The organism is Corynebacterium sp. HMSC062E11 (assembly GCF_001811845.1).
Classification (GTDB): Bacteria; Actinomycetota; Actinomycetes; order Mycobacteriales; family Mycobacteriaceae; genus Corynebacterium; species Corynebacterium hesseae.
In genome coordinates, this window is the sequence record NZ_KV806774.1 from 308,631 (window position 1) to 332,855 (window position 24,225).

Annotated in this window: 20 protein-coding genes; 18 read left to right on the forward strand and 2 right to left on the reverse strand. The window is 63.0% G+C overall.

The window, feature by feature from the left end:
• Positions 1 to 11 precede the first annotated feature (11 nt).
• Positions 12 to 1,130, reverse strand: a complete 1,119-nt coding sequence (locus tag HMPREF2822_RS01390) for a glycerate kinase (RefSeq protein WP_167595644.1) — start codon at positions 1,128 to 1,130, stop codon at positions 12 to 14.
• Positions 1,131 to 1,302: 172 nt separating this feature from the next.
• Here HMPREF2822_RS01390 and gdhA point away from each other — a divergent pair, with 172 nt between their 5' ends.
• Positions 1,303 to 2,649, forward strand: a complete 1,347-nt coding sequence (gene gdhA / locus HMPREF2822_RS01395) for an NADP-specific glutamate dehydrogenase (protein ID WP_070519971.1) — start codon at positions 1,303 to 1,305, stop codon at positions 2,647 to 2,649.
• 115 nt (positions 2,650 to 2,764) lie between these two features.
• The gene (locus tag HMPREF2822_RS01400; RefSeq protein ID WP_070519973.1) at positions 2,765 to 3,511 is read left to right on the forward strand and encodes a DivIVA domain-containing protein; all 747 of its coding nucleotides are present in this window, start codon (positions 2,765 to 2,767) and stop codon (positions 3,509 to 3,511) included.
• 29 nt (positions 3,512 to 3,540) lie between these two features.
• Here HMPREF2822_RS01400 and HMPREF2822_RS01405 read toward each other — a convergent pair whose 3' ends face one another.
• Entirely contained in the window at positions 3,541 to 4,179 is a 639-nt protein-coding gene (locus HMPREF2822_RS01405; RefSeq protein WP_232755531.1) for a hypothetical protein, read from the reverse strand.
• Between the two features lie 133 nt (positions 4,180 to 4,312).
• On the opposite strand from HMPREF2822_RS01405, the gene HMPREF2822_RS01410 reads away from it, so the two are divergent.
• The 16 genes from HMPREF2822_RS01410 to HMPREF2822_RS01485 all read left to right on the forward strand — a co-directional run bounded on the left by HMPREF2822_RS01410 (position 4,313) and on the right by HMPREF2822_RS01485 (position 24,179).
• On the forward strand, positions 4,313 to 4,852 hold the full coding sequence (locus HMPREF2822_RS01410) for a YceD family protein (RefSeq protein WP_070519975.1): 540 nt from the start codon (positions 4,313 to 4,315) through the stop codon (positions 4,850 to 4,852).
• Positions 4,849 to 5,619 carry a ribonuclease III gene (gene rnc, locus HMPREF2822_RS01415; RefSeq protein WP_070519978.1) on the forward strand — a complete coding sequence of 257 codons (771 nt, stop codon included), beginning with the start codon at positions 4,849 to 4,851 and terminating at the stop codon, positions 5,617 to 5,619. The genes HMPREF2822_RS01410 and rnc overlap by 4 nt, the downstream gene beginning before the upstream one ends.
• A gap of 14 nt (positions 5,620 to 5,633) precedes the next feature.
• Positions 5,634 to 6,467, forward strand: a complete 834-nt coding sequence (mutM, locus tag HMPREF2822_RS01420) for a bifunctional DNA-formamidopyrimidine glycosylase/DNA-(apurinic or apyrimidinic site) lyase (protein WP_070519980.1) — start codon at positions 5,634 to 5,636, stop codon at positions 6,465 to 6,467.
• 49 nt (positions 6,468 to 6,516) lie between these two features.
• Complete coding sequence (locus tag HMPREF2822_RS01425) at positions 6,517 to 8,043, forward strand: alanine/glycine:cation symporter family protein (protein WP_070519982.1); 1,527 nt, start codon at positions 6,517 to 6,519, stop codon at positions 8,041 to 8,043.
• A complete protein-coding gene (locus HMPREF2822_RS01430; protein ID WP_070519984.1) occupies positions 8,044 to 8,352 on the forward strand; it encodes an acylphosphatase in 309 nt (102 codons plus the stop codon).
• A 10-nt stretch (positions 8,353 to 8,362) separates the two neighbouring features.
• The gene (smc, locus tag HMPREF2822_RS01435; RefSeq protein WP_070519986.1) at positions 8,363 to 11,866 is read left to right on the forward strand and encodes a chromosome segregation protein SMC; all 3,504 of its coding nucleotides are present in this window, start codon (positions 8,363 to 8,365) and stop codon (positions 11,864 to 11,866) included.
• A 74-nt stretch (positions 11,867 to 11,940) separates the two neighbouring features.
• On the forward strand, positions 11,941 to 13,830 hold the full coding sequence (ftsY, locus tag HMPREF2822_RS01440; protein ID WP_070519988.1) for a signal recognition particle-docking protein FtsY: 1,890 nt from the start codon (positions 11,941 to 11,943) through the stop codon (positions 13,828 to 13,830).
• A gap of 188 nt (positions 13,831 to 14,018) precedes the next feature.
• Positions 14,019 to 17,000, forward strand: coding sequence for a DUF4040 family protein (locus HMPREF2822_RS01445; protein ID WP_070519990.1), 2,982 nt, complete (start codon positions 14,019 to 14,021; stop codon positions 16,998 to 17,000).
• The gene (locus tag HMPREF2822_RS01450) at positions 16,997 to 17,434 is read left to right on the forward strand and encodes a sodium:proton antiporter (RefSeq protein ID WP_070519992.1); all 438 of its coding nucleotides are present in this window, start codon (positions 16,997 to 16,999) and stop codon (positions 17,432 to 17,434) included. The genes HMPREF2822_RS01445 and HMPREF2822_RS01450 overlap by 4 nt, the downstream gene beginning before the upstream one ends.
• A complete protein-coding gene (locus HMPREF2822_RS01455) occupies positions 17,435 to 18,976 on the forward strand; it encodes a monovalent cation/H+ antiporter subunit D family protein (RefSeq protein ID WP_070519994.1) in 1,542 nt (513 codons plus the stop codon). It begins immediately after the preceding gene.
• Complete coding sequence (locus HMPREF2822_RS01460; protein WP_070519997.1) at positions 18,977 to 19,531, forward strand: monovalent cation/H+ antiporter subunit E; 555 nt, start codon at positions 18,977 to 18,979, stop codon at positions 19,529 to 19,531. It abuts the gene before it with no gap.
• Between the two features lie 14 nt (positions 19,532 to 19,545).
• Positions 19,546 to 19,818 carry a cation:proton antiporter gene (locus HMPREF2822_RS01465; protein WP_029158995.1) on the forward strand — a complete coding sequence of 91 codons (273 nt, stop codon included), beginning with the start codon at positions 19,546 to 19,548 and terminating at the stop codon, positions 19,816 to 19,818.
• Between the two features lie 4 nt (positions 19,819 to 19,822).
• The gene (locus HMPREF2822_RS01470; RefSeq protein ID WP_070519999.1) at positions 19,823 to 20,191 is read left to right on the forward strand and encodes a Na+/H+ antiporter subunit G; all 369 of its coding nucleotides are present in this window, start codon (positions 19,823 to 19,825) and stop codon (positions 20,189 to 20,191) included.
• A gap of 157 nt (positions 20,192 to 20,348) precedes the next feature.
• A complete protein-coding gene (locus tag HMPREF2822_RS01475; RefSeq protein WP_070520001.1) occupies positions 20,349 to 21,734 on the forward strand; it encodes an ammonium transporter in 1,386 nt (461 codons plus the stop codon).
• A gap of 3 nt (positions 21,735 to 21,737) precedes the next feature.
• Positions 21,738 to 22,076 carry a P-II family nitrogen regulator gene (locus HMPREF2822_RS01480; RefSeq protein WP_070520003.1) on the forward strand — a complete coding sequence of 113 codons (339 nt, stop codon included), beginning with the start codon at positions 21,738 to 21,740 and terminating at the stop codon, positions 22,074 to 22,076.
• Positions 22,077 to 22,079: 3 nt separating this feature from the next.
• Positions 22,080 to 24,179 carry a [protein-PII] uridylyltransferase gene (locus tag HMPREF2822_RS01485; protein WP_070520005.1) on the forward strand — a complete coding sequence of 700 codons (2,100 nt, stop codon included), beginning with the start codon at positions 22,080 to 22,082 and terminating at the stop codon, positions 24,177 to 24,179.
• Positions 24,180 to 24,225: the final 46 nt, after the last annotated feature.

Here is a 24,225-nt window from a genome sequence, read left to right on the forward strand (position 1 = left end):
CCCGAAGAGAGCTAGCTCTGTAGAAAGCTGCGGACGAGGCGTTCGGCTGCGGCGCTCAAGCGCTGGGCGACGTCCCCGCGTCCCTCCCCGCCGAGCTCCTCTAGCAGCGCGCCTTGCGGCGCCGGTGCCGTAGCGGAGCCAGCGATGATGCCCAGCGTCGGCGGCCCGGTCATCTCCGCCAGCGTGCCCACGACTTTTCCTGTGAGCGATTGCTCGTCGAAGCGCCCCTCACCGGTGAGGACGAGATCGGCCTCGGCGATGCGCGCGGGCAGGTCGAGCGCCTCGGCCACATAGCGCCCGCCGGGAACGATGCGGCAGTGCTCAGCCGTGCCCCACAGTGTGCGTGAGAGCCAGCTTAAGGCGATGGGGATGCCGCCGGCGGCACCCAAGAACTCCGCTTGCAGGTCGGTATCCGTGACCTCGCATAGCTTCAGCATCGCGCCGGCGAGCAGCGCCACCTGTTCGCCCTCGGCGCCCTTTTGAGGGCCGTACATCGTCGCGGCCTGGATGGGAACGGCGCGCGTGTCGGTGACCAAGGTGTAGTCCAGCATGGCCGCCTTCATGTTGAGCTGTGCGGTGTCAATGTGATCGAGGTTGACCAGCGGGGCGCCGCCTTTGGGCAGGGCGTAGCCGCGGGAATCGTGGGCGGCGGCGCCGAGCGCGGCGAGGATGCCGAGCCCGCCGTCGATGCTGGCGCTGCCGCCAAGCCCCAAGACGATGTGCTTGGCGCCGCGCGATTCGGCGTCGGCAAGCAGCACTCCCGTGCCATAGGAATCCGCGTGGAGCGGATCGAGGGCGTCGGAGACAGCGGGCAGGCCGGTGGCCGCCGCGACGTCGATGAAGGCCGTGTCACCCACGAGCTGGTAGCTGGCCTCGGTGAGGCGCCCGATGGCATCGGTGGTGGGCAGCGTAATGGTCTGGCCCGCCGTACCGTCGCGGTGAACGGCAGCGCTGGCGAGTACCTCCGCGGTGCCCTCGCCACCATCGGCCATAGGGAGAGTGGTTACCTGTGCCGTAGCGGCGTGCGGGGAGGAGCCGAGGGCGCGGCGCGCGCCCAAAGCAATGGCGGCAGCGGCTTCGGCGGCAGTGGCGGTGCCTTTAAAAGAGTCGGGGGCAACAAGTATGCGCATGTTCATGAGTATATGGAAGCGGAAACGGGAAAAAATTTTCGCCCTCTGACCTGCCTTTAATAAATTTCCCCGTACGCTCGTCTTGCAATTTAGGTCGATTGATAGAAAACTAGCGGTTGTTCAACGGAGGACGCACCAGCAGCTAAACACGGTGCCGAATGAAAGGATTGCCATGTCCATCGACCAGCAAATCTCCGACTATTACAGCAAGCTTCTCAAGCGCAATGCTGGTGAACCGGAATTCCACCAGGCGCTCGCTGAGGTCCTGGATTCCCTCAAGATCGTCCTCAACAAGGACCCTCACTACGCTGATTATGGCTTGGTCGAGCGGCTGTGCGAACCCGAGCGCCAGCTCATCTTCCGTGTCCCGTGGGTGGATGACAACGGCCAGATTCAGGTCAACCGCGGCTTCCGCGTGCAATTCAACTCGGCCCTCGGCCCGTACAAGGGCGGCCTGCGCTTCCACCCGAGCGTGAACCTGGGCATCATCAAGTTCCTTGGCTTCGAGCAGATTTTTAAGAACTCGCTGACCGGCCTTCCCATCGGCGGCGGCAAAGGCGGTTCTGACTTCGACCCGAAGGGCAAGTCCGAAGCCGAGGTCATGCGCTTTTGCCAGTCCTTCATGACGGAGCTGCACAACCACATCGGTGAGTACCGCGATGTGCCGGCCGGCGATATCGGCGTGGGCGGCCGCGAAATCGGATTCCTGTTTGGCCAGTACCGCCGCTTAGAAAACAAGCACGAGTCCGGGGTCCTCACGGGCAAGGGGCTGACCTGGGGTGGCTCCCTCGTGCGCACTGAGGCCACCGGTTACGGCCTGGTGTATCTGACCTCGGAGATGATGAAGACCCACGGCGAGTCCTTCGACGGCGCCAAAGTCATTGTTTCCGGCTCCGGCAACGTTGCTATCTACGCCGCCGAGAAGGTTCAGCAGCTCGGCGGAACCGTCGTGGCGATGTCCGATTCCTCCGGCTACATCACGACGCCGAACGGCGTGGACTTGGAGCTGCTCAAAGACATCAAGGAAGTACGCCGCGAGCGCATCTCTACCTACGTCGGCGAGGCTGGCGCGGGCGTGGAGTACCACGAGGGCGGCAACGTATGGGAGATCAGCGCCGACGTTGCCCTGCCGTGTGCGACCCAAAACGAGCTCGACGGCGATGACGCCAAGCTCCTAGTAAAGAACCACATCCGCTACGTTGCTGAGGGTGCAAACATGCCGTGTACCCCGGAAGCCGCGCACTACTTCGGGGAGAGCGGAATCGCCTTTGCGCCGGGCAAGGCCGCGAATGCGGGCGGTGTGGCAACCTCCGCGCTGGAGATGCAGCAGAACGCATCCCGCGACTCCTGGTCCTTCGAGTACACCGACCAGCGCCTGCATGAGATCATGTCCAATATCTTCCGCAACATCGACAAGACCTCCAAGGAATACGGCCTGGAAGGTGACTACGTGGCGGGCGCCAACATTGCCGGCTTCAAGAAGGTGGCCGACGCCATGCTGGCCCAAGGCGTAATCTAGCCGTTTCCTTATCTCTGTATCCGCGCTTAACCTCCTCGCTTGCCGGGGAGGTTTTCGCCATTTCTTCCCGCGTGGGATACGTCGCAGTGTGCGTGCGCTTGGATAGGCTGGTGCCATGTACCGCGTATTTGAGTCCCTCGATGAACTTGTTCGCAATCTGGAACAGGCCTATGCCGTTCCCATGACCTCCAACTGCATGGTTCCGCGCCACGAAATGCTGGCGCTTCTCGACGATCTCCGCAACGCCCTCCCCGTTGAAATGGATGACGCCCAGGACGTCCTAGACAAGCAGGACGAGATCCTCCAGGGTGCTGAGGAGCGCGCGGAGCAGATTATTTCTGAGGCCACCGCCGAGGCCGATGACACCGTTGCCCGTGCGCGTGAGGACTCAGACGCCATGCTTGCCGACGCTCAACACCGCGCCACCACCTTGGTAGCCCAGGCGGAAGATGAGGCCACCAACCTCGTAGAGAACGCACGCTCCGACGCCGAGCGCACCCGCGCCCAGGCGGATGAGGAGTACCAGCGCGCCGTCGCAGCAGGCCAAGCCGAGCAGGACCGTTTGGTCTCCGAATCCGAGGTTGTGCGCCGCGCCGACGATGAGGCGCACCGCATTGTGGAGACCGCGCACTCTGAGTCCAACCGCCTGCGCACCGAGTGCGATGAATTCGTTGACGCCAAGCTCGGGGAGTTCGAGACCACCTTGTCCGATCTCTTGCGTACCGTCAACAACGATCGCTCCGCGCTGCGGCGGGGCGCCGGCGTGCGTTCCCGCGGTGAATCACATGGTGAGGGACGAAGCGCTGTGCGCGAGACCCGGGAGCCTGTGCGCCGTGCGCCGCGTGCGCCCCGTGATTACTAAGCCGAATTGTTGAATTAAGGTGCGGGCAACTACCTAGTGGTGACGCTTCGGCGTAGCCGAAGCGAGGTCGAGTGAAGCGAGGTAGAGTCCTGCGCCGCAGCGCGCGCCTGTTCCGCGCGGCGAATCCGGGCGGCTTCCTTGGCCGGCATGGTGCTTAAGGCTGCGGCCAATCCCGCGGCGACGAGGCCCGGCAGTGCATAAAGCACCCACATAATGCCGAAGTCCGTGCCCGTGGTGTGAGGCTCGGGGATGGGGCCCCAGGCGGCGTCGACAAGCAACAGCACCACATCGACCGCACCGACGGTCAGCATCATCACACCAATCCCCATGCCGGCGGCAGAAAAGGACTCGCGCGCGCTCCACGCGATGAGCGCGGCACACAGCGAGAACAGCGCCGATGAGAGTATGACGATAGGCCCAAAATGCAGGGGAAGAAAGGACACCGCGCCCACGGCCAATCCCGCAAGGGCGCTGGCGAGGGCCGCGCGGTGCAGGGAGAGGCCGGCATCGCCGAAAATGCTGGGGCGGACTCGCGTGATGAGGTGGCGGCAGGTCACTCCTACGACGGTCAGGACCACGGCGGGGACAAGGCACTGCAAGGGAAAGCTGAGCGCGAGTTCACGTGCCGTGGCGCCCAGAGACGCCGTGTCGGTCGCGGTGTAGCTCATGGAGTTTTAGGCTAAAAGCCACAGGCGAAAGAATCGAGCCTTGTGGGCAAGCGCTTAAGCGGCTATGACCCAACATTCAGGCCCTTGCCAGTCTAGGGCGCGTGGGTCAGCACAGGGTAAGCTGGTGGGCGTTATGAAATCACCATTGAAGTTCGACGTGACGGAATTGCTCCGCAGCCAAGGAGCTGAAGCGCTGCCTGAGCACCGCGTGCAAACCGGACCCGCCCCCGAGCGCATCGGCGTGGAAATGATCGGCATCCCGGAAGGTGCTGAGGTTAAGGTGGACGCCACCTTGACGCCGTTGGGCTCCGGCGTGTTGGTGGACGCTGATATCACCGGCACCCTCAGCGGCGAATGCGCACGCTGCTTAGCTGAGCTACATCCAGCACTAGATCTCCACGTATCCCAGGTTTTCTCCGCGGATGAGTCCTTCATCAGCGGAGATGAAACAGAGGAAGAGGATCGCGGTTCCGGCGATGAGATCCCCGAGATTGAGGACGGTGTCCTTGACCTCCTGCAGACCGTGATCGATGAGGCAGGTTTGGTGCTTCCTTTCGCGCCGACGTGTGAGGATGGCTGTGAAGTAGATGTTCCCGAAGGCGTGACCACGGGGGTCTCCGGGGAAGAAGAGCGCGTCGATCCGCGGTGGTCTGGGTTGGAGAAATTCCTATGAGCAAGAAGAAGAAACTCACCGGCGAGCAGGCACTTGCCGTAGCATTCGCGGAGGTAGACCACGGTCCGCTGCTCAAGGCACTCGGCGTGGAGCTCAACGATGAGCTGCTGTGCTTGGCGCTGACGCACCGTTCCTTTGCCAACGAGAACGGTCACCTGCCCAACAATGAGCGTCTGGAGTTCCTCGGGGACGCGGTCTTAGGCTTGTCCATCGCGGCCAAGCTCTACGAAAAGTTCCCATCGCGCCCCGAATCCGACATCTCTAAGATGCGCGCTTCCATTGTTTCGCGCTACGGCTTGTCTGACGTAGCCCGTGAAATCGGGGTGGGTCAACACGTCCTGTTGGGCAAGGGTGAGCAATCTACCGGCGGCCGTGACAAGGACTCCATCTTGGCCGATACCACCGAGGCCATCTTGGGGGCCATCTACCGCCAGCATGGTTTCGAAGTCGCCCGCGGGGTGGTGCTGCGGCTGTTTGCCGCCAAGGTTGAGAACGCCGTGGTATCCGGCCGCCACATGGACTGGAAGACGACCTTGCAGGAGCTGTGCGCCGAGCTGAAGGCAGCGATGCCGGTGTATTCGGCCACCTCGACTGGCCCCGAGCACGATCAGACCTTTAATGCCGTTGCCACGGTGGCCGGTTTGACCGTGGGTAGGGGAACGGGACACAACAAGAAGCTTGCGGAGCAGCAGGCGGCGGAAGAAGCCTGCCAGGCGCTGCGTGAGACTCCGTTACTGGTGCAGGGCACCGCCGGCAAAGAGAACTAACCCACGAGGACTCTATGCCGGAGCTGCCTGAAGTTGAGTCCGTCCGCCGCGGGCTCGAGCCCTACGTCGTGGGGCGTTCCTTCGCGGCGGTCGATGTCCTCCACCCGCGCGCCAATCGCAAGCAGGAGGCACCGCTGTCCGCGCTGCTCGTGGGCAGGAGGATCGCCGCCGTGGCGCGCCGCGGCAAGTTCATGTGGCTGGAGTTCGCCGACGAGGACCGCACTGATCCTGCCCGCGATGTGCTCTTTATCCACCTCGGAATGTCGGGGCAGGTGCGGATCGGTGAGGTGGATTCACCCCACGTGCGCATCGCCGCCGTGCTTGGCGACGCCACCCGCATCAGCTTCGTCGACCAGCGCACTTTTGGCTATTGGCACCTCGGCCCGTGGCTCACCATGGCGCATATCGCGCCCGATCCCCTCGAAGCAGACTTCGACCTTATTGCGGCGGGCAGGCGCCTGCGCGCAAAACGTACGGCGGTGAAAGTTGCCCTGCTGGATCAAACTGTGCTCAGCGGAGTGGGCAATATCTATGCGGATGAGGCGCTGTGGGCGGCCCAGATTTCTCCGCTGAAGAAGGCCAGCGCCCTGCGGCAGCGCGATGCCGTCGCGGTGATTTCCGCAGCCGCCGACGTCATGCGCTCCGCCCTTGAGGTTGGCGGGACCAGCTTTGACGCGCTGTACGTCAACGTCAACGGCGAATCCGGGTACTTTGACCGTTCCTTGCACGCCTATGGGCGGGGCGGGCAGCCCTGTGATCGCTGCGGCGAAGACATCGTGAAAACCGTGTTGGGCGGGCGCGGTACCCACTATTGCCCGTCCTGTCAGCGCCGTGGGGTGGGGAAGTAGTCAGGCTCCAACTAGGCCGATGGCGGGGGTTGTCACTAGTGTGTAACGTATGCAAGAAATCTTCAGCACCGTGATCGGTGTCATTAACGACAGCCTGTGGTCCTATGTCCTGCCATGGCTGCTTATCGCTGCTGGCCTTTACTTCGGTATCCGCACCGCTTTGGTGCAGGTCCGCATGGTGCCGGATATGTTCAAAGCGGTCGTCGAAAAGCCCAAGGGGGTCGGCGTCGATGAGGACGCCGATTACGGCGGTATTTCTGCCTTCAAGGCGTTCACCATCTCGGCGGCGTCGCGTGTGGGCACCGGCAACGTCGCGGGTGTGGCCGTAGCAATTTCTGTGGGCGGGCCCGGCGCGGTGTTCTGGATGTGGCTCATCGCCATCCTGGGTGGCGCAACTGCGTTCGTGGAGTCCACGCTGGCCCAGCTGTGGAAGGTCCGCGAGGGGGATACCTACCGCGGCGGCCCGGCCTACTACATGTCCCGCGGTCTGGGCTGGAAGCCCTTGGCAACCATTTTCTCCGTCGCCATCGCCATTACTTTTGGTTGGTTTTACAACGCTTTCCAGACCAACGCTATCTCTGATTCCTTGGCGGCCTCCTTCGGACAGGATTCCGGTGCCTTCAAGGCGGGCGTGGGTATTGCCGTCGTTGCCGTAGCTGGCCTCATCATTATCGGTGGTGTTCAGCGCATTGCCTCGATGACCCAGTTCATCGTGCCGTTTATGGCCGGTGCGTACCTCATCATGGGCTTCATCGTGGTGGTGCTTAACTTTGACAAGGTGCCGGACATGTTCGTCTCCATCGTCGGCTCTGCCTTCGGCTTCCGTGAGGCTGCTGGCGCGACACTGGGCATGGCCATGCTGAAGGGCATCCAGCGCGGTCTGTTCTCCAACGAGGCCGGCGAAGGTTCGGCGCCGAACGCGGCAGCAACGGCGACGGTCTCCCACCCCGTGAAGCAGGGCCTTGTGCAGACCCTCGGCGTGTACTTTGACACCTTGGTGGTGTGTACGATTACCGCCTTCATCATTTTGCTGGGTACTGATTTCGAAAGCTTTGGTTCCGACGCGATTGAGGGCGTGACCCTGACCCAGAACGCGCTGTCCAATGTGGTCGGCGAGTGGGGCATCCACTTCGTCACGTTCATCCTGTTCTTCTTGGCATTCTCCTCGATTCTGGGTAACTACTACCTTGCAGAGTCCAACGTGGAGTACCTCTCCGGGAAGAAGTGGGTGCTGTGGGCCTTCCGCCTCATCGTGTTGGCCTTCGTCTTCTACGGTGCGGTGGCCCCGCTGGGCACCGTGTTCGACCTGGCGGATACGGGTGCCGCCATCATGGTGCTGCTCAATGTGTGCGCCATCGTGCCGCTGTGCGGCGTGGCCATCAAGCTGCTGAAGAACTACAACGAGCAGCGCCGCAAGGGCCTGGATCCCGTCTTCCACCGTGATATGCTGCCGGAACTGCAGAACGTCGAGTGCTGGGATGGTACCGATCCTGTGACGCGCCGCAGCGCGGAAGACCGCCGCCGTCTCGATCACGAATTCGACCTGAGCGACCGCACAAACTTGAGGGAGTACTAGATGGCAGACACGGCAGCAGCCTCTGCGGGTCATGAACGCCTCACAGCTTTCGTCCTTGGCCACGTCCAAGGCGTGGGCTTTCGCTGGTGGACGCGTTCCCGGGCCCTCGAACTAGGGCTGGCTGGGCACGCGACGAACCTTCAGGACGGACGCGTCCAGGTGGTTGCTGAAGGCCCGCGAGCTGACTGCGAGAAGCTGCTGTCCTTGCTGCGCGAAGAACCATCAACCACGCGCCGCCCGGGCGCTGTGAACGCCGTGGTGGAGCAGTGGGCCGCACCGCGCGGTGAGTCGGGCTTTATCGAGCGCTAAACTAAGTCGAATGCACCTCAAATCGCTCACGCTCAAGGGATTCAAGTCTTTTGCGTCCGCGACGAACCTGAAATTCGAGCCCGGTATCTGTGCCGTGGTGGGCCCGAATGGCTCGGGTAAATCTAACGTCGTCGACGCACTGGCGTGGGTCATGGGTGAAGGCAGCGCCAAGACGCTGCGCGGCGGCAAGATGCAGGACGTCATCTTTGCTGGCGCCGGTGAGCGCAAGGCCCTTGGCCGCGCTGAGGTCACACTGACCATCGATAACTCCGATGGCGCATTGCCCATCGAGTACTCGGAGGTCTCCGTCACCCGCCGCATGTACCGGGATGGCGCGAGCGAGTATGAGATCAATGGGTCAAAGGCCCGCCTCATGGATATCCAAGAGCTGCTGTCGGATTCCGGCATTGGCCGCGAGATGCACATCATCGTGGGCCAAGGAAAACTGGCGGAGATCCTGGAGTCCCGACCAGAAGATCGTCGCGCTTATATTGAGGAAGCTGCGGGCGTGCTCAAGCACCGCCGCCGCAAGGAAAAGGCGCAGCGCAAGCTCACGGGCATGCAGGCCAACCTGGACCGCCTGCAAGACCTGACCGATGAGCTGGGAAAACAGCTCAAGCCGCTGGCCCGCCAGGCGGAGGCCGCCCAACGCGCAGCCACTGTGCAAGCGGATTTGCGCGATGCTCGCCTGCGCCTCGCCGGTGACCGTGTGGTCAGGTTGCGTGCCACGTTCGAGGATGCCGAGAAACGCGCTGTGGTGCTCGCCGAGCAGGTCGAGGTAGTCACGGCGCAGCTGGAAGAGGCCACGGAAATTCAGCTCGAGGTAGAGGCCGAGTTGGGGGATGTCACTCCGCGCGCGGAGGCCGCGCAGAAGTTGTGGTTCGAGCTATCGACGCTGAGCGAACGCATCTCTGCCACGCAGCGTATTGCGGCCGAGCGCGCCAGCAACGTCGGATCCCAGGTGGCCTATGCCGGCCAGGATCCGGAGGAGCTGGAGGCGCGCGCCCGGCGTGCCGACGAGGAGCACGACGAGCTGCTGGCCGCTGCCGAAGAAGCGGCGGAGCGCTTGGAATCGATCCGGGAGGAAGTGGCTGAGCGCCGGGAAGCCTTCGAGGCCGCGGACAAGGAGCACATGGCGCAGCTGCGCGCCATTGCGGATCGCCGCGAAGGCGTGGTCCGCCTCATCGCGGCCGAGGAAAACCTGGCGGGTCAGGTAAGCTCCGCGGAATCTGAGTTGGCGCGCCAGGAAGAAACCCTGGCGAACACGAAAGCGCGCACCAGGGGAGCGCAGGCGGAGGCCGATGAGGTAGCGGACAAACTAGAGCACCTGGCTGCCGAGCGTGAGCCGCTGGAAGAAGCGCACGTGCGCGCGGCCAGCGAGTCCGCCGCGGCCGATAAACGCTTGGAGCAGCTGCGCGATGCCCAGCGGGAGCGCGAGCGCACCGTGTACAGCCTGCGAGCCAGGATCGATACGCTGGGCCAGACCGCTCCGGAAGCGCTCGAGCTGGGGGAGGGTTTTAAGCCTCTCGCGGAGTTCATCTCTACGCGTTATGAAACGGCCGTCGCGGCGGCACTCGGTTCCTTCGCGGAGGCGCAGGCCGGCGCGGTGAGTGGGGACATCGTGGGTGATCTCGCTGAGGCGAGCCGCACTCCGTTGATCGACGTCTCCACGGAACCTACCGGTTCAGCCTGGCGCCTTGATGCGGACTTGCCCTCCGGTGCTAGCTGGTTGCTCGACCAGATGGTCTTGGTCCCGGAAGTATCGGCGGCGGTGACACGGTTGCTCTCCGACGTCGTTCTGGTGGATGACTATGCCGCGGCCCGCGAGCTCATTGCTGAAGATCCGCGCCTGCGGGCCGTCACCGCCGAGGGCTTGCTGGTTGGTGAAGGCTGGGTCGAGGCCGGAACTGGTGCCGTCTCCACGGTCGAGGTGAGCGGCCAGATTACAGAAGCCGAGCAACAGTTGGAAACCGCCACCCACGAGCTGGAGGAGCTATCAGGCACGCTGGAAGGCGCGAAGCTAGCCGCCGATGATGCCCGGGTAGGCGCGGCGAGCGCTAAGGCCGCGCTGCGCGAGCACGATCACGAGCTCGAGGCGTGGAAGCGCGACCACCAGCGCTTGCTCAAGCAGTATGAGGCGAACAAGGCGGAGCACGAAAAGGCTGCCGCCCGCGCCACGGATATCGAGGTGCAGTTGGCCCGCCTGCGCGAAGAACTGGCGGAGGCTCGTGACCGCTTGTCGCGCGTGGACGCTGATGAGCAAGCGGATGAACCTTCCTCGGTGGAACGCGATGCAGCCTCGGCCGCCCTTGAACAGGTCAAGGCCATGGAGGTAGAGGCTCAACTGGCGGCCCGCAGCGCGGAGGAAAAAGTAGGCCAGGCAGCTGGCAAGGGAGAGGCCCTGCGGCGCCAAGCCCAACATGAGCGCCAGGCCAAGGCACGCCACGATCAGGCGATGGCCCGCCGGCAGGCGCAGGCGCGGTTGGCGGGGGCCGTCGACAAGCATGCCCAGGACCTAGCCGCCCGCACCACTCAGGCACTCGAGCGCGCAGCTGAGGAACGCGATGAGCTAGTGACCCAGCGCGGTGTGCTGCAGGGGCGTGCGCAGTCGGCGAAGCAGGCGGTCTCCGCGACCCGTCAGCAGCTTGATCGCCTGACCGATTCCGCGCACAACTCGGAGATTGCCCGCAGCCAGGCGCAGGTGCGCGTGGATGAGGCTGAGGGCAAGATCGTGGAGCAGCTGGGCATATCTATCCCGGATTTGCTCAAGGACTACACGCCGGGCGAGGACTTCGATCGCTCCGCCGAGACCAAGCGGTTGAAGCAGGCCGAGAAGGACCTCAACTCCTTGGGCAAGGTGAACCCGCTGGCCTTGGAGGAGTACAAGGCTCTGGAGGAGCGCTATAGCTTCCTGTCCACGCAGCTCGATGACGTGATTCATGCGCGCAAGGATTTGGCCGGAGTCATTGAGGACGTTGACGCGCAGATCTTGCAGCTGTTCACGGATGCCTGGCACGACGTGGAGGCGGAGTTCCCCAAGGTTTTCCAAACACTCTTCCCCGGCGGCGAGGGCCGACTCATCCTCACTGAGCCGGATGACATGCTGGCCACCGGCATCGAGGTGGAGGCTCGCCCGCCGGGCAAGAAGGTCAAGCGCCTGACGCTGCTGTCGGGCGGCGAGAAGTCACTGACCGCGCTGGCGATGCTCGTGGCTATTTTCCGCGCGCGCCCCTCACCGTTCTACGTCATGGATGAGGTGGAGGCCGCGCTGGACGACGTCAACCTGCGCCGCCTCATCGCCCTCTTCGAGGAATTGCGCAAGGATTCTCAACTCATCGTCATCACTCACCAGAAGCCGACGATGGACGTGGCCAACGTCCTTTACGGCGTGACGATGCGTGGTGATGGTGTCACACGCGTGATTTCACAGCGCATGACCCGTGCGGGTGAGGCGCCGGGCACGGCTCAGGCGGCGGAGGACGCCACGCGCCTTGGCGTGGATGCTCCGCGCTAACGGCGCGGTGCCAGACCGAGGCTTTCGCCCTCCTCATCGTGCCGGGCGCGAACAACCCTGGCACTATGGAGGGCATGAATACTACTTTTCTGTGGATTGCGATAGCAGTCATCGTCCTGATTCTGCTGGTGGTCTTGTTCATCGTCCTGGGCAAGAAGCGCGGCGAGTCGAAGAAGGTCTCCTTCGAAAAGCCCGCGGAGGAGCCGAAGGAGCTGACCCAACAGCAGAAGTCCGGCAACTACCAGGCCAAGTCTGGCTTTAACTTTGCCCCTGCTGGTGGCGGTACAACTAAGGAGCCTGTCACCGCCTCGAAGCCCGAGCAGCCGGCGCAGGCCCCTGCTGAGCCCAAGCCTGAGCCGCAGGCGGAGCAGCGTGATGCCACTGAGCTGGCGAATGCGCAGTTAGAGGGCACCGAGGAAACACCGAAGGGCACGAAGCCTAAGGCGGAGCCGGAGGCGGAGGCACAACCAACGGTAGAAACTAAGCCCGAGGCGGAGGCTAAGGCTGAGGTTAAGCCGGAACCGGCGGCAGAGGCCAAGCCAGTGAGCGAGCCGGAGCCGGCAAAAGAAGAAGAGGGAAAAGACTCTTCCGCTGGCGTTGTCGCGGCAGGTGCCGCGGGCGCCGCAGCCGCTGGTACTGCCGTGACCGGAGCCGCTGCCGCTGACAAGGATGATAAGGACGCTCTAGAAGAAGGCGCGGAGGACGATGCCCCAGCCGCCGAGCAAGAAACCACTGAGCCGGAGCCCGAAGCTCCCGAAGCTGCTGAGGCAGAAGCAGTGGACGAGGCCCCGAAGGTAGAGGAGGAGCCTTCTGCTCAGTCTGAAGCCGAAGAAGAGGCAGCGGAAGAGGTAGAAGTACAGCCTGAACCAGAAGCGCAGCCCGAGCCAGAGGAGGCTGAAGCAGAGGAAGCCGCTGCGGCGGCGGGGGCGCAGGCGGCGTCGGCAAGCGCGGCGCTCGAGGCTGAGCCCGAGGAGCTGGAAGTTTCCGAGGACGCCGAGGTCGTTGAGGCCCCGGCATCTCAGCCGCAGGAGGATATCGCACCGGCCGCCGGCCGCTTGGGCAAGCTGCGTGGGCGCCTGTCCCGCTCGCAGAACGCCATCGGCCAAGGCCTCATGGGCATTCTTTCCGCTGGTGATCTGGATGATGATGCCTGGGAAGAGATTGAAGACACCCTCATCATGGCTGATCTGGGCACCAAGTCCACGATGAAAGTCACCGACTCCCTGCGCGAGAAGATCGCTGAACGCGGCGTGAGCTCCGAGGCGGAAGCACGCGCCATGCTGCGCGAGGCACTCATCGAGGTTGGCCATCCGGAGATGGACCGCTCCATCAAGGCCATGCCGAACGACGGCAAGCCTGCCGTCATCATGGTCGTTGGCGTCAACGGCACCGGCAAGACCACTACGACGGGCAAGCTCGCGCGCGTGCTCGTGGCGATGGGCCACAACGTTTTGCTCGGCGCGGCGGATACCTTCCGTGCAGCGGCAGCTGATCAGCTCGAGACCTGGGGTCGCCGCGTAGGCGCATCGACGGTGCGCGGCAAGGAAGGCGCGGACCCGGCTTCCGTGGCCTTCGATGCCGTCGCCGCTGGTGTGGACCAGGGCGTGGACGTGGTCCTCATCGATACCGCTGGGCGTCTGCACACCTCCGTTGACCTCATGGACCAGCTGGGAAAGGTCAAGCGCGTGGTGGAGAAGAAGACCGAAGTCGACGAGGTCCTGCTCGTCCTGGACGCGACGGTGGGGCAGAACGGCCTGACGCAGGCGCGCATCTTCCGCGACGTTGTCGACATCACCGGTGTTGTCCTGACCAAGCTCGATGGCACGGCAAAGGGCGGCATTGTCTTCCAGGTTCAGGAAGAACTGGGTGTGCCGGTCAAGCTCGTGGGCCTTGGCGAAGGAGCCGATGACCTTGCGCCGTTTGAGGTTGAGGGATTCGTCGATGCCTTGCTGGGGGAGAAGTAAGACCTTATAGATCCCTGGGCTATACCTAAGTTCTTTCGAGACGCAGCGCCTCTTTTGTGAGGCGCTTTCGTCGTCTCCATCCCATTAAAGATGTGCTTTGGGAGAGGTCACAATGGTAGTCTAGGACAGTCCTGTCTATGTGAGGCTGAGTTTTCAGCCCTAACAACGGTTCGTGAGGCTACTCTTTCGTGACACTCTTGTATGTCGTCCTCCTCGCAGCTGTCGCAGTGGCGCTAGCACCGGTAGCCGTCAAGGTTGCTGATCGCGCAGCCGGCTACCCGCTAGCCGGCATTTTTATTATCGCAGCGGCACTGTTGGCTAAAGAATTTCCGGCACTGGCCCGTGGCGAAGAACTGTCCTATTCCGTGACGTGGGTGCGTGACGTCATCGCACCAGGCGTCGACGTGAACCTCGCCTTCCGCGGCGATGCGTTGGGCGTTTTCTTTGCGATGTTGGCTCTCGTCATCGGCGCGGTGGTTTTCACCTATTCCGCTGCCTACCTGCCCAAGGGGAAAGGCAACGTCAGCTTTTATGTGCTGATGACCGCGTTTACGCTGTCGATCCTCTTGCTCGTGCTGGCTAATGACGTCGTCGTGCTCTTCCTGGCGTGGGAGCTGGTATCGCTGGCTTCGTTCATGTTGATCGCACGCAGCGGCAAGTCCGGTGAGGCCGGTTCGCAGCGCACGCTCATCCTGACCTTCATCGGCGGCCTCACCTTGCTCACAGGTGTGGCGATTGCCGCGACGGCAGCGGGGACGACGAACCTTGAGGGCATCTTGGCCTCCGATGTGTGGGCCGAACGCCCAGGTTTGACCACCGGGGTTGCCATTCTCATCGCGGCCTCGGCATTCACCAAGTCCGCGCAGTTCCCCTTCCACTTCTGGCTGCCGGAGGCCATGGCGGCTGCCACGCCGGTCTCGGCCTTCCTGCACGCGGCGGCCGTAGTCAAGGCTGGCGTTTACCTGTTGATTCGTTTCTCCACCATCTTCCACGACGTTGCCGCGTGGAACTGGCTGCTCATCGTCGCCGGTATGGGCACCGCCGTCATGTCGGCGGTCTTCGCCGTGCAGAAGACGGACCTGAAGAAGCTGACCGCCTACTCCACCGTGTCCCACCTGGGTTGGATCGTGGCCACGATTGGTGTTGGCACGCCCTTCGCCATCGCAGCGGCCCTCGTGCACACGCTGGCACACGCGCTGTTTAAGTCCTCCATCTTCATGCTCATTGGCGTGATTGACCATGAGGCTGGTTCACGTGACATCCGCCGCCTCGGCGTGCTGTGGAACAAGATGCCGTGGACCTTCGGCTCCATGCTCATCGGCGCTGCCTCCATGGCTGCGGTCCCGCCGCTCTTCGGCTTCGTGTCGAAGGAAGGCATGCTGACCGCTTTCGAGGACGCGCCCATCGGATCGGCCGGCCAGGTGCTCTTGCTCATCGTTGCGGGTGTGGGTGCATTCTTCACGTTTACCTACTCCGCCAAGATCATCTTTGGCGCTTTCTTCGACGGCCCGCGCGATATGTCGAAGGTCCACGAGGCGCCGGTGCGGTTGTGGCTGCCCGCGGCTCTTCCCGGCGTGATGTCGGTGCCGATCATCTTCGTCATGGGCGCGCTTGATGGACCGCTTGATGACGTCGTGGCGGCCATCGGCATGGAGGGGCATTCTCACCTTGCTCTGTGGCACGGTCTCAACGTCCCGCTGCTTATTTCCGTCGTGGTTCTCATCGCTGGCGTCGTCGGTTTGTTCTTCCGCGGGCCGCTGTGGACGGCGATGGAGGAGCGCCAGCTCCTGCCGCGCACTGGTAACCAAATCCTGAAGTGGATTCAGGACGTGTGCGCAGCCTTCGGCCGCTTCGTCGGCCGCATGTCGGATACCCACAACCCATCGAAGCTCATCCTGCCGATTGTCCTCCTCGTCATCATTCTTGCGGGCTCCACTCTGGTGTCGACGGGCGTCGACGGCGTGGCCTTGAACCCGCGCGTGGATGGCCTGGACAACCCGTGGGATCTGCTGCCGCTGGGCATCGTGGCGCTGTCGATGTTTGGTTTGGTTCGTACCCGCAACCGCCTCACGGGTGCGGTCATGATTGGTACTGCGGGTACCGGCGTGACCTTGCAGATGTTCCTGTTGGGTGCACCGGACGTTGCCTTGACTCAGTTCACGGTGGAGGCGCTGTCCGTCATCGTCATGATGATGGTCCTGCGCTACCTGCCGGAGAAATTCCACCCGGTACAGAACACCAACCGCAAGGTTGGCTCCATCGTGGTGGCGGTGCTCGCGGGTATCACCGCATTCCTCGGTGTGTGGGCGCTGATGGGCCGCCACGAGCGCTCCGACTTGTCCATGTGGTACCTCAATAACGCCCCAGACATCACTGGCGGCGATAACGTCGTGGCCACCATCATCGTGGAGTTCCGTGCACTCGATACCCTGGGTGAGCTGTCGGTGCTCGGCATGGCCGCCGTGGTGATTGCCGCGGTCACGTCGACGCTGCCTCGCTTCCCGTTTACCTCCGGTACGCGTCCGGCGCCGTTCGGTCAGTCGCAGCTCAACTCGGTTCCGCTGCGCAAGGGAATTTCCATTGCCATCCCGATTCTGGTGGTCATGTCCTTCATCGTGTTCTACCGCGGGCACCAGGCTTCCGGCGGCGGCTTCCCGGCTGCTCTCATCATGGGCGCGGCCATCGGCCTGACGTATCTCTCTCGCGGCACCGATGAGATCGTCTTCGGCCGCATGACCCCAATTCACCTCACCGGCGTGGGCATCATCGTTGCGCTGACGGCTGGATTCATCGGCTACATTCCGACCTCGCACGGCTCCGGTGGTTTCTTGACTGCCATCCACGGCCACGCCCTGGGGCAGCACTGGACCACGTCGCTCATCTTTGACCTGGGTATCTACCTGGCGGTCCTGGGCATGCTCACCATGGCTATCAACGCCCTGGGCGGCTACTTGCGCCCGGGTACTGAGCGGGACTTCCTGCCGTGGGTCCACGACGATGATTCGGCGCTGCCGAACACGCCGCGCGTGGTGATGGAGGACGTCGATGATCCGTACCCCGAATCCATCAACCCATCCTCGGATCCACTGGCCTTGCTCAATGAATCCGAGGCGCGCCACCGCGCGTCTTCGCCCCACCACACTCCGGCTACAGAGGAGAAGAATTCATGATCCTCGCACTGACTATTGCACTGCTCATCGGTAGTGCTGTCTACCTGATTCAGCAGCGCGGCTTGGTCCACATTGTGTTGGGCATGATGGCCTTTGGCCACGGAGCCAACCTCATGCTCTTGGCCACCGGCGTGTACTCCTACCGCGGTGAGTCCTTCCCGTCACAGGTCCCAGCGGACCAGATGGCGGACCCGCTGCCGCAGGCATTCGTTCTGACCGCCGTGGTGATCTCCATGGCCACCTCCACGATTCTGCTGACCATGGCGGCGATGGGCGCCAACGATGACACGGATGTTGTCGAGCCGGTGGATGACAACACCATTGACCACGCCTTCTCCACGCTGGGCCGCGATACCCAAAACCGGGAGATTCTGCAGCGTTCGGCCAACAAGATGGACCGTCTGAAGGAACTTGACCACGAGGGGGAGAAGTAAATGTATGACACTGTAAGCGCTCTTCTTCCGCTCTTCCCAGCGGTTCCACTGGTATCGGCGGCGCTGGCGCTGCTCGCGCCGTGGCACCGCGTGCGCGATGCCATCATGCTCATCGTGCCGGGCGTAGGCATCTTCGCCTCCTTCGCGCTGCTGCTCTACACCATGAACAACGGCGTGGTGGCGCACACGGTGGGCAATTACGTGGGCAACGCGGGTATCGCCTTTGCTGCCGACACCTTCTCGGCTCTCATGCTCATCACGACGATGATCGTGGCCTTCGGCGCCAACTGGTTCGCAATCGTTGGTGGTGAGACCAAGTCGCGTTATTACCCGTCGCTGACTCTTATTCTGATCACCGGCGTGTGCGGCGCCCTGCTCACCGCTGACCTCTTCAACTTCTTCGTGTTCATTGAGGTTATGTTGCTGCCGTCCTATGGCCTCATCACGATGTCGGGCACGTGGTCGCGCTTGGCCGCAGGCCGCGCTTTCGTGCTGGTCAATCTGTTCGCCTCCACGCTGCTTGTGGTCGGCGTGGGCTATATCTATTCGGTTACGGGCGTGGTCAACTTGGCGGCGCTGACGGGCGCTGCTGCCGGCAACGGTCCGGTGACGGTGGCCTCCGGCATCATCGTTATCGCCATCGCCGCGAAGGCCGGCGTATTCCCCGTGCAGTCGTGGCTGCCGCGCACCTACCCGGGTACGTCGGCTGCCGTCATGGGCCTGTTCTCTGGCCTGCACACCAAGGTCGCGGTGTACATGCTCTACCGCCTGTGGGTGCAGCTCTTTGATATGGACCAGCGGTGGGGGACACTCATCATCGTCATCATGATCATCTCTATGCTGGTTGGCGCTTTCGGCGGCTTGGCTGAAAACTCCATCCGCCGCGTGCTGGGATACCAGATGCTCAACGGTATGCCCTTCATCCTCGTGATGATGGCCTTCACTACCCACGATGCGCAGCGCGCGTTGGCTGCCGGCATTCTCTACACGATTCACCACATGCTCACGGTGGGCTCCCTCATCTTGGCCTCCGGTGCCATCGAGGAGACGTACGGTACGGGCAGGCTCAACAAGCTTTCTGGCTTGGCGCGCCGTGATCCGATTATCGCGTGGATCTTCGCCGCCGGTGCCTTCTCCGTCGTGGGCTTCCCGCCTTTCTCCGGTATGTGGGGCAAGGTCCTCATCGTCGCGGAAATCGCCCGTACCGGCGGGGGATGGGCCTGGACCGTTATCGCGGTGATTATCATCGCCTCCTTCGCAGCGTTCCTGGCCATGTTGCGCGTGTGGCGCCGCGTCTTCTGGGGCAAGGACCTGCCCAAGGAGAAGGTGCCCGATGAACTTGTGATTCGCAAGAAGCTGATGGCTCCCTCGGCGGCGTTGATCTTGGGCTCGCTGACCATGTTCATCCTGTCCGGGCCGGTCATTAGTGTCACCATGGAGGCATCGGAGGATTTGTTGGACACGGAGGCCTACGCACACGCAGTGCTTGGCGACGACCCCGTAGCCCTACCCGATATCGACTCCCTTCAGGAGGGCCGTTAAATGAAGAGTGCTGTGCATGCCGTTGTCTACGCGCTGTGGCTCATTAAGGAGATCTTCGTCGCGGGCTTTTCGCTCGCCATGGAATCCTTCAAGCCGCATAACAACTATCGCCCAGTGGTGCTTCGGTACCCCTTGCGTGTGACGAGCGCCTGGGAGATCTTCTGGTTCACCTCGTCCATTACCGCAACGCCGGGCACCTTGTCGTTGGGCTTGCGCGAGCCAGTTGCCGAAGGCCTTCCGCGCATCGTGCTGGTCCAAGCCGTGATGGGGGATGACCCGGCCAGTGTCATGGCGGACCTCGCGGACATGGAGGAGCGCCTCGCGCCACGAGTGAAGGGCATCGATTATGGCGTGCCTGGCCAGGGTCCGACGGAGGAGCTCGCCCCGACGTTCTACGAGTATCCGCTGGATACGCTGGGACGTCATATGCGCGCCCCCGATATCGCGAAGGCGGACGATACCCCGTTGGCAGCGAACGACGTGGAGAAGTATTCCGTGTGGCCGCTGCGTCAGGTCGTGCCGGGCAAGGACGCCCGAAAGGATGATAAGAAGTGATTGATTTTTCCTCGATGAGCGCCTTTCAATGGGTTGTCTTTGTCTGTGTGTTCCTCATTGGCGCATCGGTGTGCTCGGCGTTGGTGCTGGCGTTGCGCTCCCGCGATGAGCTCACCCGTACCGTGATGAGTGACATGGTCTTCTACGGCATGATGTGCATGTACTTTGCATGGGCCATGACCAATCACGCGTCCATCGTCTACGACATCGCGATGCTCGCGGGCATCGCGGCGGGCGTGCTGCCGACGTTGTCGATGGCCCGCATCATCTCGAAGGGCAGGAGGTAAAACCATGACTATCGCGGAGATTATTGCTTCGGTCCTGCTGGTTGTGGCCACGGTCCTGGTTATCGCGACGGCCATCGCTTTGTGGCGCGCGCCCGATGCCTTGACCCGCGTTAACCTGCTGGGGCCGACGGTCGGTTTGGCCGTTCCTCTTCTGCTCGTGGCGAAGCTGGTCGTTGACTTTGCCGAGAACGGGTTCTCGCTATGGTCGCTGGTCCGTGTCCTCATTGCTTGTTTCGGCGTGTGGATCATCGGTTCGGTGGGCTCTTTTTACATGGGCCGTTCCATCTACGGCGTGACCGTCACCGACGTGAAGTACGCCAAACGTATGCGCCAGCAAGCACAGACCGTGGAAGCGTCCGAGGAGGAAATCTAGGGCGCACGCTTAAGTGAGCGGCGAGGGCAACAATGCTCTCGCCGCTTTTTTGGAGCCCAGATGTGATCTGTGACTCATTCCTCTTTCTAAATCTATAGGCCTATAGGCCTTTTGAGAACTGTACCTATCAAGTTATAGAAAAGAGGTTAGTTGAAGTATGACTCCTGATGCATTCTCTTCCGGTGATGCAGCGTGGATGCTGGTCAGCGCATCATTGGTTTTGCTCATGACCCCCGGATTGGCGTTGTTTTATGGCGGCATGGCGGGCAATCGTCATGTCCTTAACATGATGATGATGTCCTTCGGCGCGCTCGCGCTTGTGCCTGTGCTCTATGTCTTGTGGGGCTGGTCCATGTCCTATGCGGGAAGCTCTTTTGCCGGCATCGTGGGCAACCCGTTTGAAGCGTGGGGCTTGCGTGGCCAGATCACAGGTCCTTCCAACGAGTATCTTCTTGGTAGTTCTGGCTACCCCGCCGTCATCGATATCGGCTTCCAAGCCACCTTCGCTATTATTTCGACGGCTATTATCTCCGGTGCCATCGCCGGCCGCGTGAAGTTCTCGGCCTGGTTAACCTTCGCGGGTATCTGGGTAGCCTTTGCCTACTTCCCGCTCGCCCACATGGTGTGGGGAGGGGGAATTCTCTCCCACGCCCCGCGCTCCCTCGCGGCGTGGCTCTTCGGTGTCTCGGAAGGTGAGGCGCTCATCGCTCCCATCGACTTCGCCGGCGGTACCGTCGTGCACATTTCTGCCGGAGCTGCAGCCCTAGTCCTCGCGATTGTCGTGGGCCCGCGCGCGGGATTTCCGAAGCACGTCGATAGGCCGCACAACCTCCCGATGGTGATGCTCGGCGCCGCGTTGCTGTGGTTCGGCTGGTTCGGTTTCAATGGCGGTTCTGCCTTCGCTGCGGATGGCCTTGCAGGTGTGGCGTGGTTGAATACCACCGTTGCTGCGGCCGCCGCGATGCTCGGCTGGATGTTGGTGGAGCGAATTCGTGACCGTGCCGCCACTTCACTCGGCGCTGCATCCGGAGCTATCGCAGGCCTCGTCGCCATCACCCCGGCGGCAGGAGCGCTGACTCCGCTCGGTTCCATCGCCCTCGGCTTCCTCGGCGGGATTATCGCCTGCTTGTGCATCAGCCTGAAGTACCGCTGGGGCTTCGATGATTCCCTGGACGTCGTCGGGGTGCAACTGTGCGCAGGATTGTGGGGCACGATTGGCCTAGCCTTCTTCGCTACGGATAACGGCATCCTCACCGGTCACTTCACTGAAGGGCTCAAGCTGCTCGTCGTTCAAACGCTGATTGCGGTTGTGGCGATGCTGGTGTCGGGGCTCGTCACCTTGCTTGCGGCGCTCCTCATCCGCGCCACCATGGGCTGGCGAATCGAGGATGAAGCGCAGGGTATCGACCTGGGCGAGCACCGCGAAACCGCATATGATTTCCGCGAATCCGTGGCGTCGCACCGCCGCCACGCCCACGACGCTAGGATTAGTCCTGCACCAACCGTCCAGCCGCGGGTCGACACCGCCGGAGCTAAGGAGTAACAGATGAAGCTCATCACTGCCATCGTCAAACCGTTCACGCTGCCGGACATTCGCGAGGCCCTCGAACAGCACGACGTGCATGGCCTGACGGTGACCGAGACCCAAGGCTTTGGCCAGCAGCGCGGCCACAGTGAGGTCTACCGCGGCGCCGAGTACGCCACCGATTTCGTTCCCAAGGTCAAGCTCGAGGTGGTGACCTCTGACGAACAGGTTGAGGATATCCTCTCCACCATCGTGGACGCCGCCTACACCGGAAAGATCGGTGATGGCAAGATCTGGATCACTCCTATTGAGGACGTCATCCGCGTGCGCACCGGCGAGCGCGGCGAGGCGGCCCTGTAACACGTGTCTACGGCCGCTCAACTGCGTGAGGACGCTTATGCTGCGGCGATGCGCCTCACGCAGTCCCTGCAGCTTCCGCCCGGCTGCGCGCTTGCAGCCACCGGTTCCTTTGCGCGCCGCGCGATGACCCCGTTTTCCGATCTCGACCTCATCCTCCTTCACCCGGATGACACGGAGCTGCCCGAGGAAGTCGTTTCCGAGGTCTGGTATCCCATCTGGGACGCTAAGTATCGGCTCGATTATGCAGTGCGCACCCCGCGCGAATTCGGCGCCATCGCCGGTTCCGATCCCGCCGCCGGCTTCGCGCAACTGGATCTGGCCTTCGTTGCCGGAGACAAGCAGCTGGTGGATTCCACCCGCGCCCAGGTCTATGCCTCGTGGCGCCGCCTGTTGCAGAGCAATTTCGATGCCTTCGTTGATCTCGCCATTGCGCGCTGGCGCCGTTCCGGCACCTTGGCCACGATGACCCACCCGGATATCAAGAATGGGCGCGGTGGTCTGCGCGATATCCAATTCCTCCGGGCCCTCGCCCTAGGAAACCTCGCGGACGCCCCAGCGCTCGAGGAGGAGCAGGCCCTGCTTCTCGACGTCCGCACGCTCCTCCACGTCACCGCCCGCCGCCACCGCGACATCCTCGACCCAGAATTCGCTGCGGAGATCGCACACGAACTGGGCTTTGCCGACCGCTATGAATTATCAGCGGCCGTCGTCACCGCCGCCGCGGCGGTGGATAGGGCCGTCGAGAGGGCGCTCGCGACGGCTAGGGGAGTGGTGTCTAAGCGCAGCCACAACCGCACCCGCAAGCCACTCGACATCGGTGTCGTGGATGTGGGCGGCGAAATCAGGCTCGCCCGCACCGCAGACCTAGACGAGCCGTGGCTACTCCTGCGCGTCGCCGCCGCTGCGGCGCGTTCGGGCAGGAGCGTGCCCGCTCACGTTTGGGAACAACTACGCGAGCTGCCAGACCTGCCGCAGCGCTGGCCCGCGGGAGCAACGGATGCCTTCTTCAGCCTGTTGTCCTCGCCGCTCAATACCCCGCGCCTTATCCAGGAAATGGACGCCCATGGCTTGTGGGAGCGAGTCGTTCCGGAGTGGGAGCACATCCGCGGAATGCTGCCTCGGGAGCGCACGCACTCTCATACCGTGGACTATCACTCCATCCTTACCGTCGCTCGGTGCGCTGAAGCCCGCACGTCCGTAGCGAGGCCCGATCTGCTGCTCTTGGTGGGGCTCTACCACGACATCGGCAAAGGCTACGGCCGCCCGCACGAACTCGTGGGAGCGGAGATGGTGGCGCGCGCTGCCGCCAAGCTCGGCCTCGACCTGGCGGATCGCTCCCGCGTGCAAACCGTGGTGGCAGAGCACACGACTTTGGCGCGCATCGTCTCCCGCACCGATCCTTTCTCCGACGAAGCCCGCGATGAGCTTCTCGAAGCCGTGCGTTATGACTACCTGACCCTGGCGCTCCTCGTCGTGCTCGCCCGCACCGATGCCGAATCCACCGGCCCAGGCGTGTGGAACCGCAGGCTCGAGAATGGAATCGAGGCGGTCAGCGCCCGCGCTTTTGCGCAGCTGGAGGCCCTGAGTCCGGTGCGGCCGCTGGTGGCCGTTGACCGCGACATCGGCCTGCGCCACAACCCGGAGGATGATAGCTTCACCGTCCTGTGGCGCGGCAGCTACCAGCGGGAGGCCGTGCGTCCACTAGCGCTTATCGCTGCCTTGGGATGGAACATTCTGTCCTCGCGCTTGGTGCGCACGGAGGAGGGCTACGCCGGCGAGTTCGACATCCGCGCGCTCCACGGCGCCATCGATCTCGCGACGGTGGAGGAGCGCTTGGTGCAGTCTTATAAGTCCGGAACCTATACCGTGCTGCCCGATTTCGTATCGGGGCCTGCAACCGCCATGTGGACCAGAGGCGTTTTCGAGCTCAGAATCGATGACTACCCGGGTACCCTCGGACACGTGCTCGCGCTGCTTCCGGAGTGCGAGTGGCTATCCACCACCACACCGGGCGCCACGATGGTGCTTCACGCCGTGCCGCTTGGCGACGTCCCCCGTGCCACCCTCGTCCGGAATGTGACCCAAGCACTGGTCAACGGCTAAGCTGGGGAAGTTATAAATTTATCCACGATAGTTGAGGGAGCACTCT

What these genes read in the sequence shown, in the direction of transcription:
- HMPREF2822_RS01390 (WP_167595644.1), bottom strand. Translation starts at nt 1,130, where the DNA reads ATGCGCATACTTGTTGCCCCCGACTCTTTTAAAGGCACCGCCACTGCC.
- gdhA (WP_070519971.1), top strand. Translation starts at nt 1,303, where the DNA reads ATGTCCATCGACCAGCAAATCTCCGACTATTACAGCAAGCTTCTCAAG.
- HMPREF2822_RS01400 (WP_070519973.1), top strand. Translation starts at nt 2,765, where the DNA reads ATGTACCGCGTATTTGAGTCCCTCGATGAACTTGTTCGCAATCTGGAA.
- HMPREF2822_RS01405 (WP_232755531.1), bottom strand. Translation starts at nt 4,179, where the DNA reads ATGAGCTACACCGCGACCGACACGGCGTCTCTGGGCGCCACGGCACGT.
- HMPREF2822_RS01410 (WP_070519975.1), top strand. Translation starts at nt 4,313, where the DNA reads ATGAAATCACCATTGAAGTTCGACGTGACGGAATTGCTCCGCAGCCAA.
- rnc (WP_070519978.1), top strand. Translation starts at nt 4,849, where the DNA reads ATGAGCAAGAAGAAGAAACTCACCGGCGAGCAGGCACTTGCCGTAGCA.
- mutM (WP_070519980.1), top strand. Translation starts at nt 5,634, where the DNA reads ATGCCGGAGCTGCCTGAAGTTGAGTCCGTCCGCCGCGGGCTCGAGCCC.
- HMPREF2822_RS01425 (WP_070519982.1), top strand. Translation starts at nt 6,517, where the DNA reads ATGCAAGAAATCTTCAGCACCGTGATCGGTGTCATTAACGACAGCCTG.
- HMPREF2822_RS01430 (WP_070519984.1), top strand. Translation starts at nt 8,044, where the DNA reads ATGGCAGACACGGCAGCAGCCTCTGCGGGTCATGAACGCCTCACAGCT.
- smc (WP_070519986.1), top strand. Translation starts at nt 8,363, where the DNA reads ATGCACCTCAAATCGCTCACGCTCAAGGGATTCAAGTCTTTTGCGTCC.
- ftsY (WP_070519988.1), top strand. Translation starts at nt 11,941, where the DNA reads ATGAATACTACTTTTCTGTGGATTGCGATAGCAGTCATCGTCCTGATT.
- HMPREF2822_RS01450 (WP_070519992.1), top strand. Translation starts at nt 16,997, where the DNA reads ATGATCCTCGCACTGACTATTGCACTGCTCATCGGTAGTGCTGTCTAC.
- HMPREF2822_RS01455 (WP_070519994.1), top strand. Translation starts at nt 17,435, where the DNA reads ATGTATGACACTGTAAGCGCTCTTCTTCCGCTCTTCCCAGCGGTTCCA.
- HMPREF2822_RS01460 (WP_070519997.1), top strand. Translation starts at nt 18,977, where the DNA reads ATGAAGAGTGCTGTGCATGCCGTTGTCTACGCGCTGTGGCTCATTAAG.
- HMPREF2822_RS01465 (WP_029158995.1), top strand. Translation starts at nt 19,546, where the DNA reads ATGAGCGCCTTTCAATGGGTTGTCTTTGTCTGTGTGTTCCTCATTGGC.
- HMPREF2822_RS01470 (WP_070519999.1), top strand. Translation starts at nt 19,823, where the DNA reads ATGACTATCGCGGAGATTATTGCTTCGGTCCTGCTGGTTGTGGCCACG.
- HMPREF2822_RS01475 (WP_070520001.1), top strand. Translation starts at nt 20,349, where the DNA reads ATGACTCCTGATGCATTCTCTTCCGGTGATGCAGCGTGGATGCTGGTC.
- HMPREF2822_RS01480 (WP_070520003.1), top strand. Translation starts at nt 21,738, where the DNA reads ATGAAGCTCATCACTGCCATCGTCAAACCGTTCACGCTGCCGGACATT.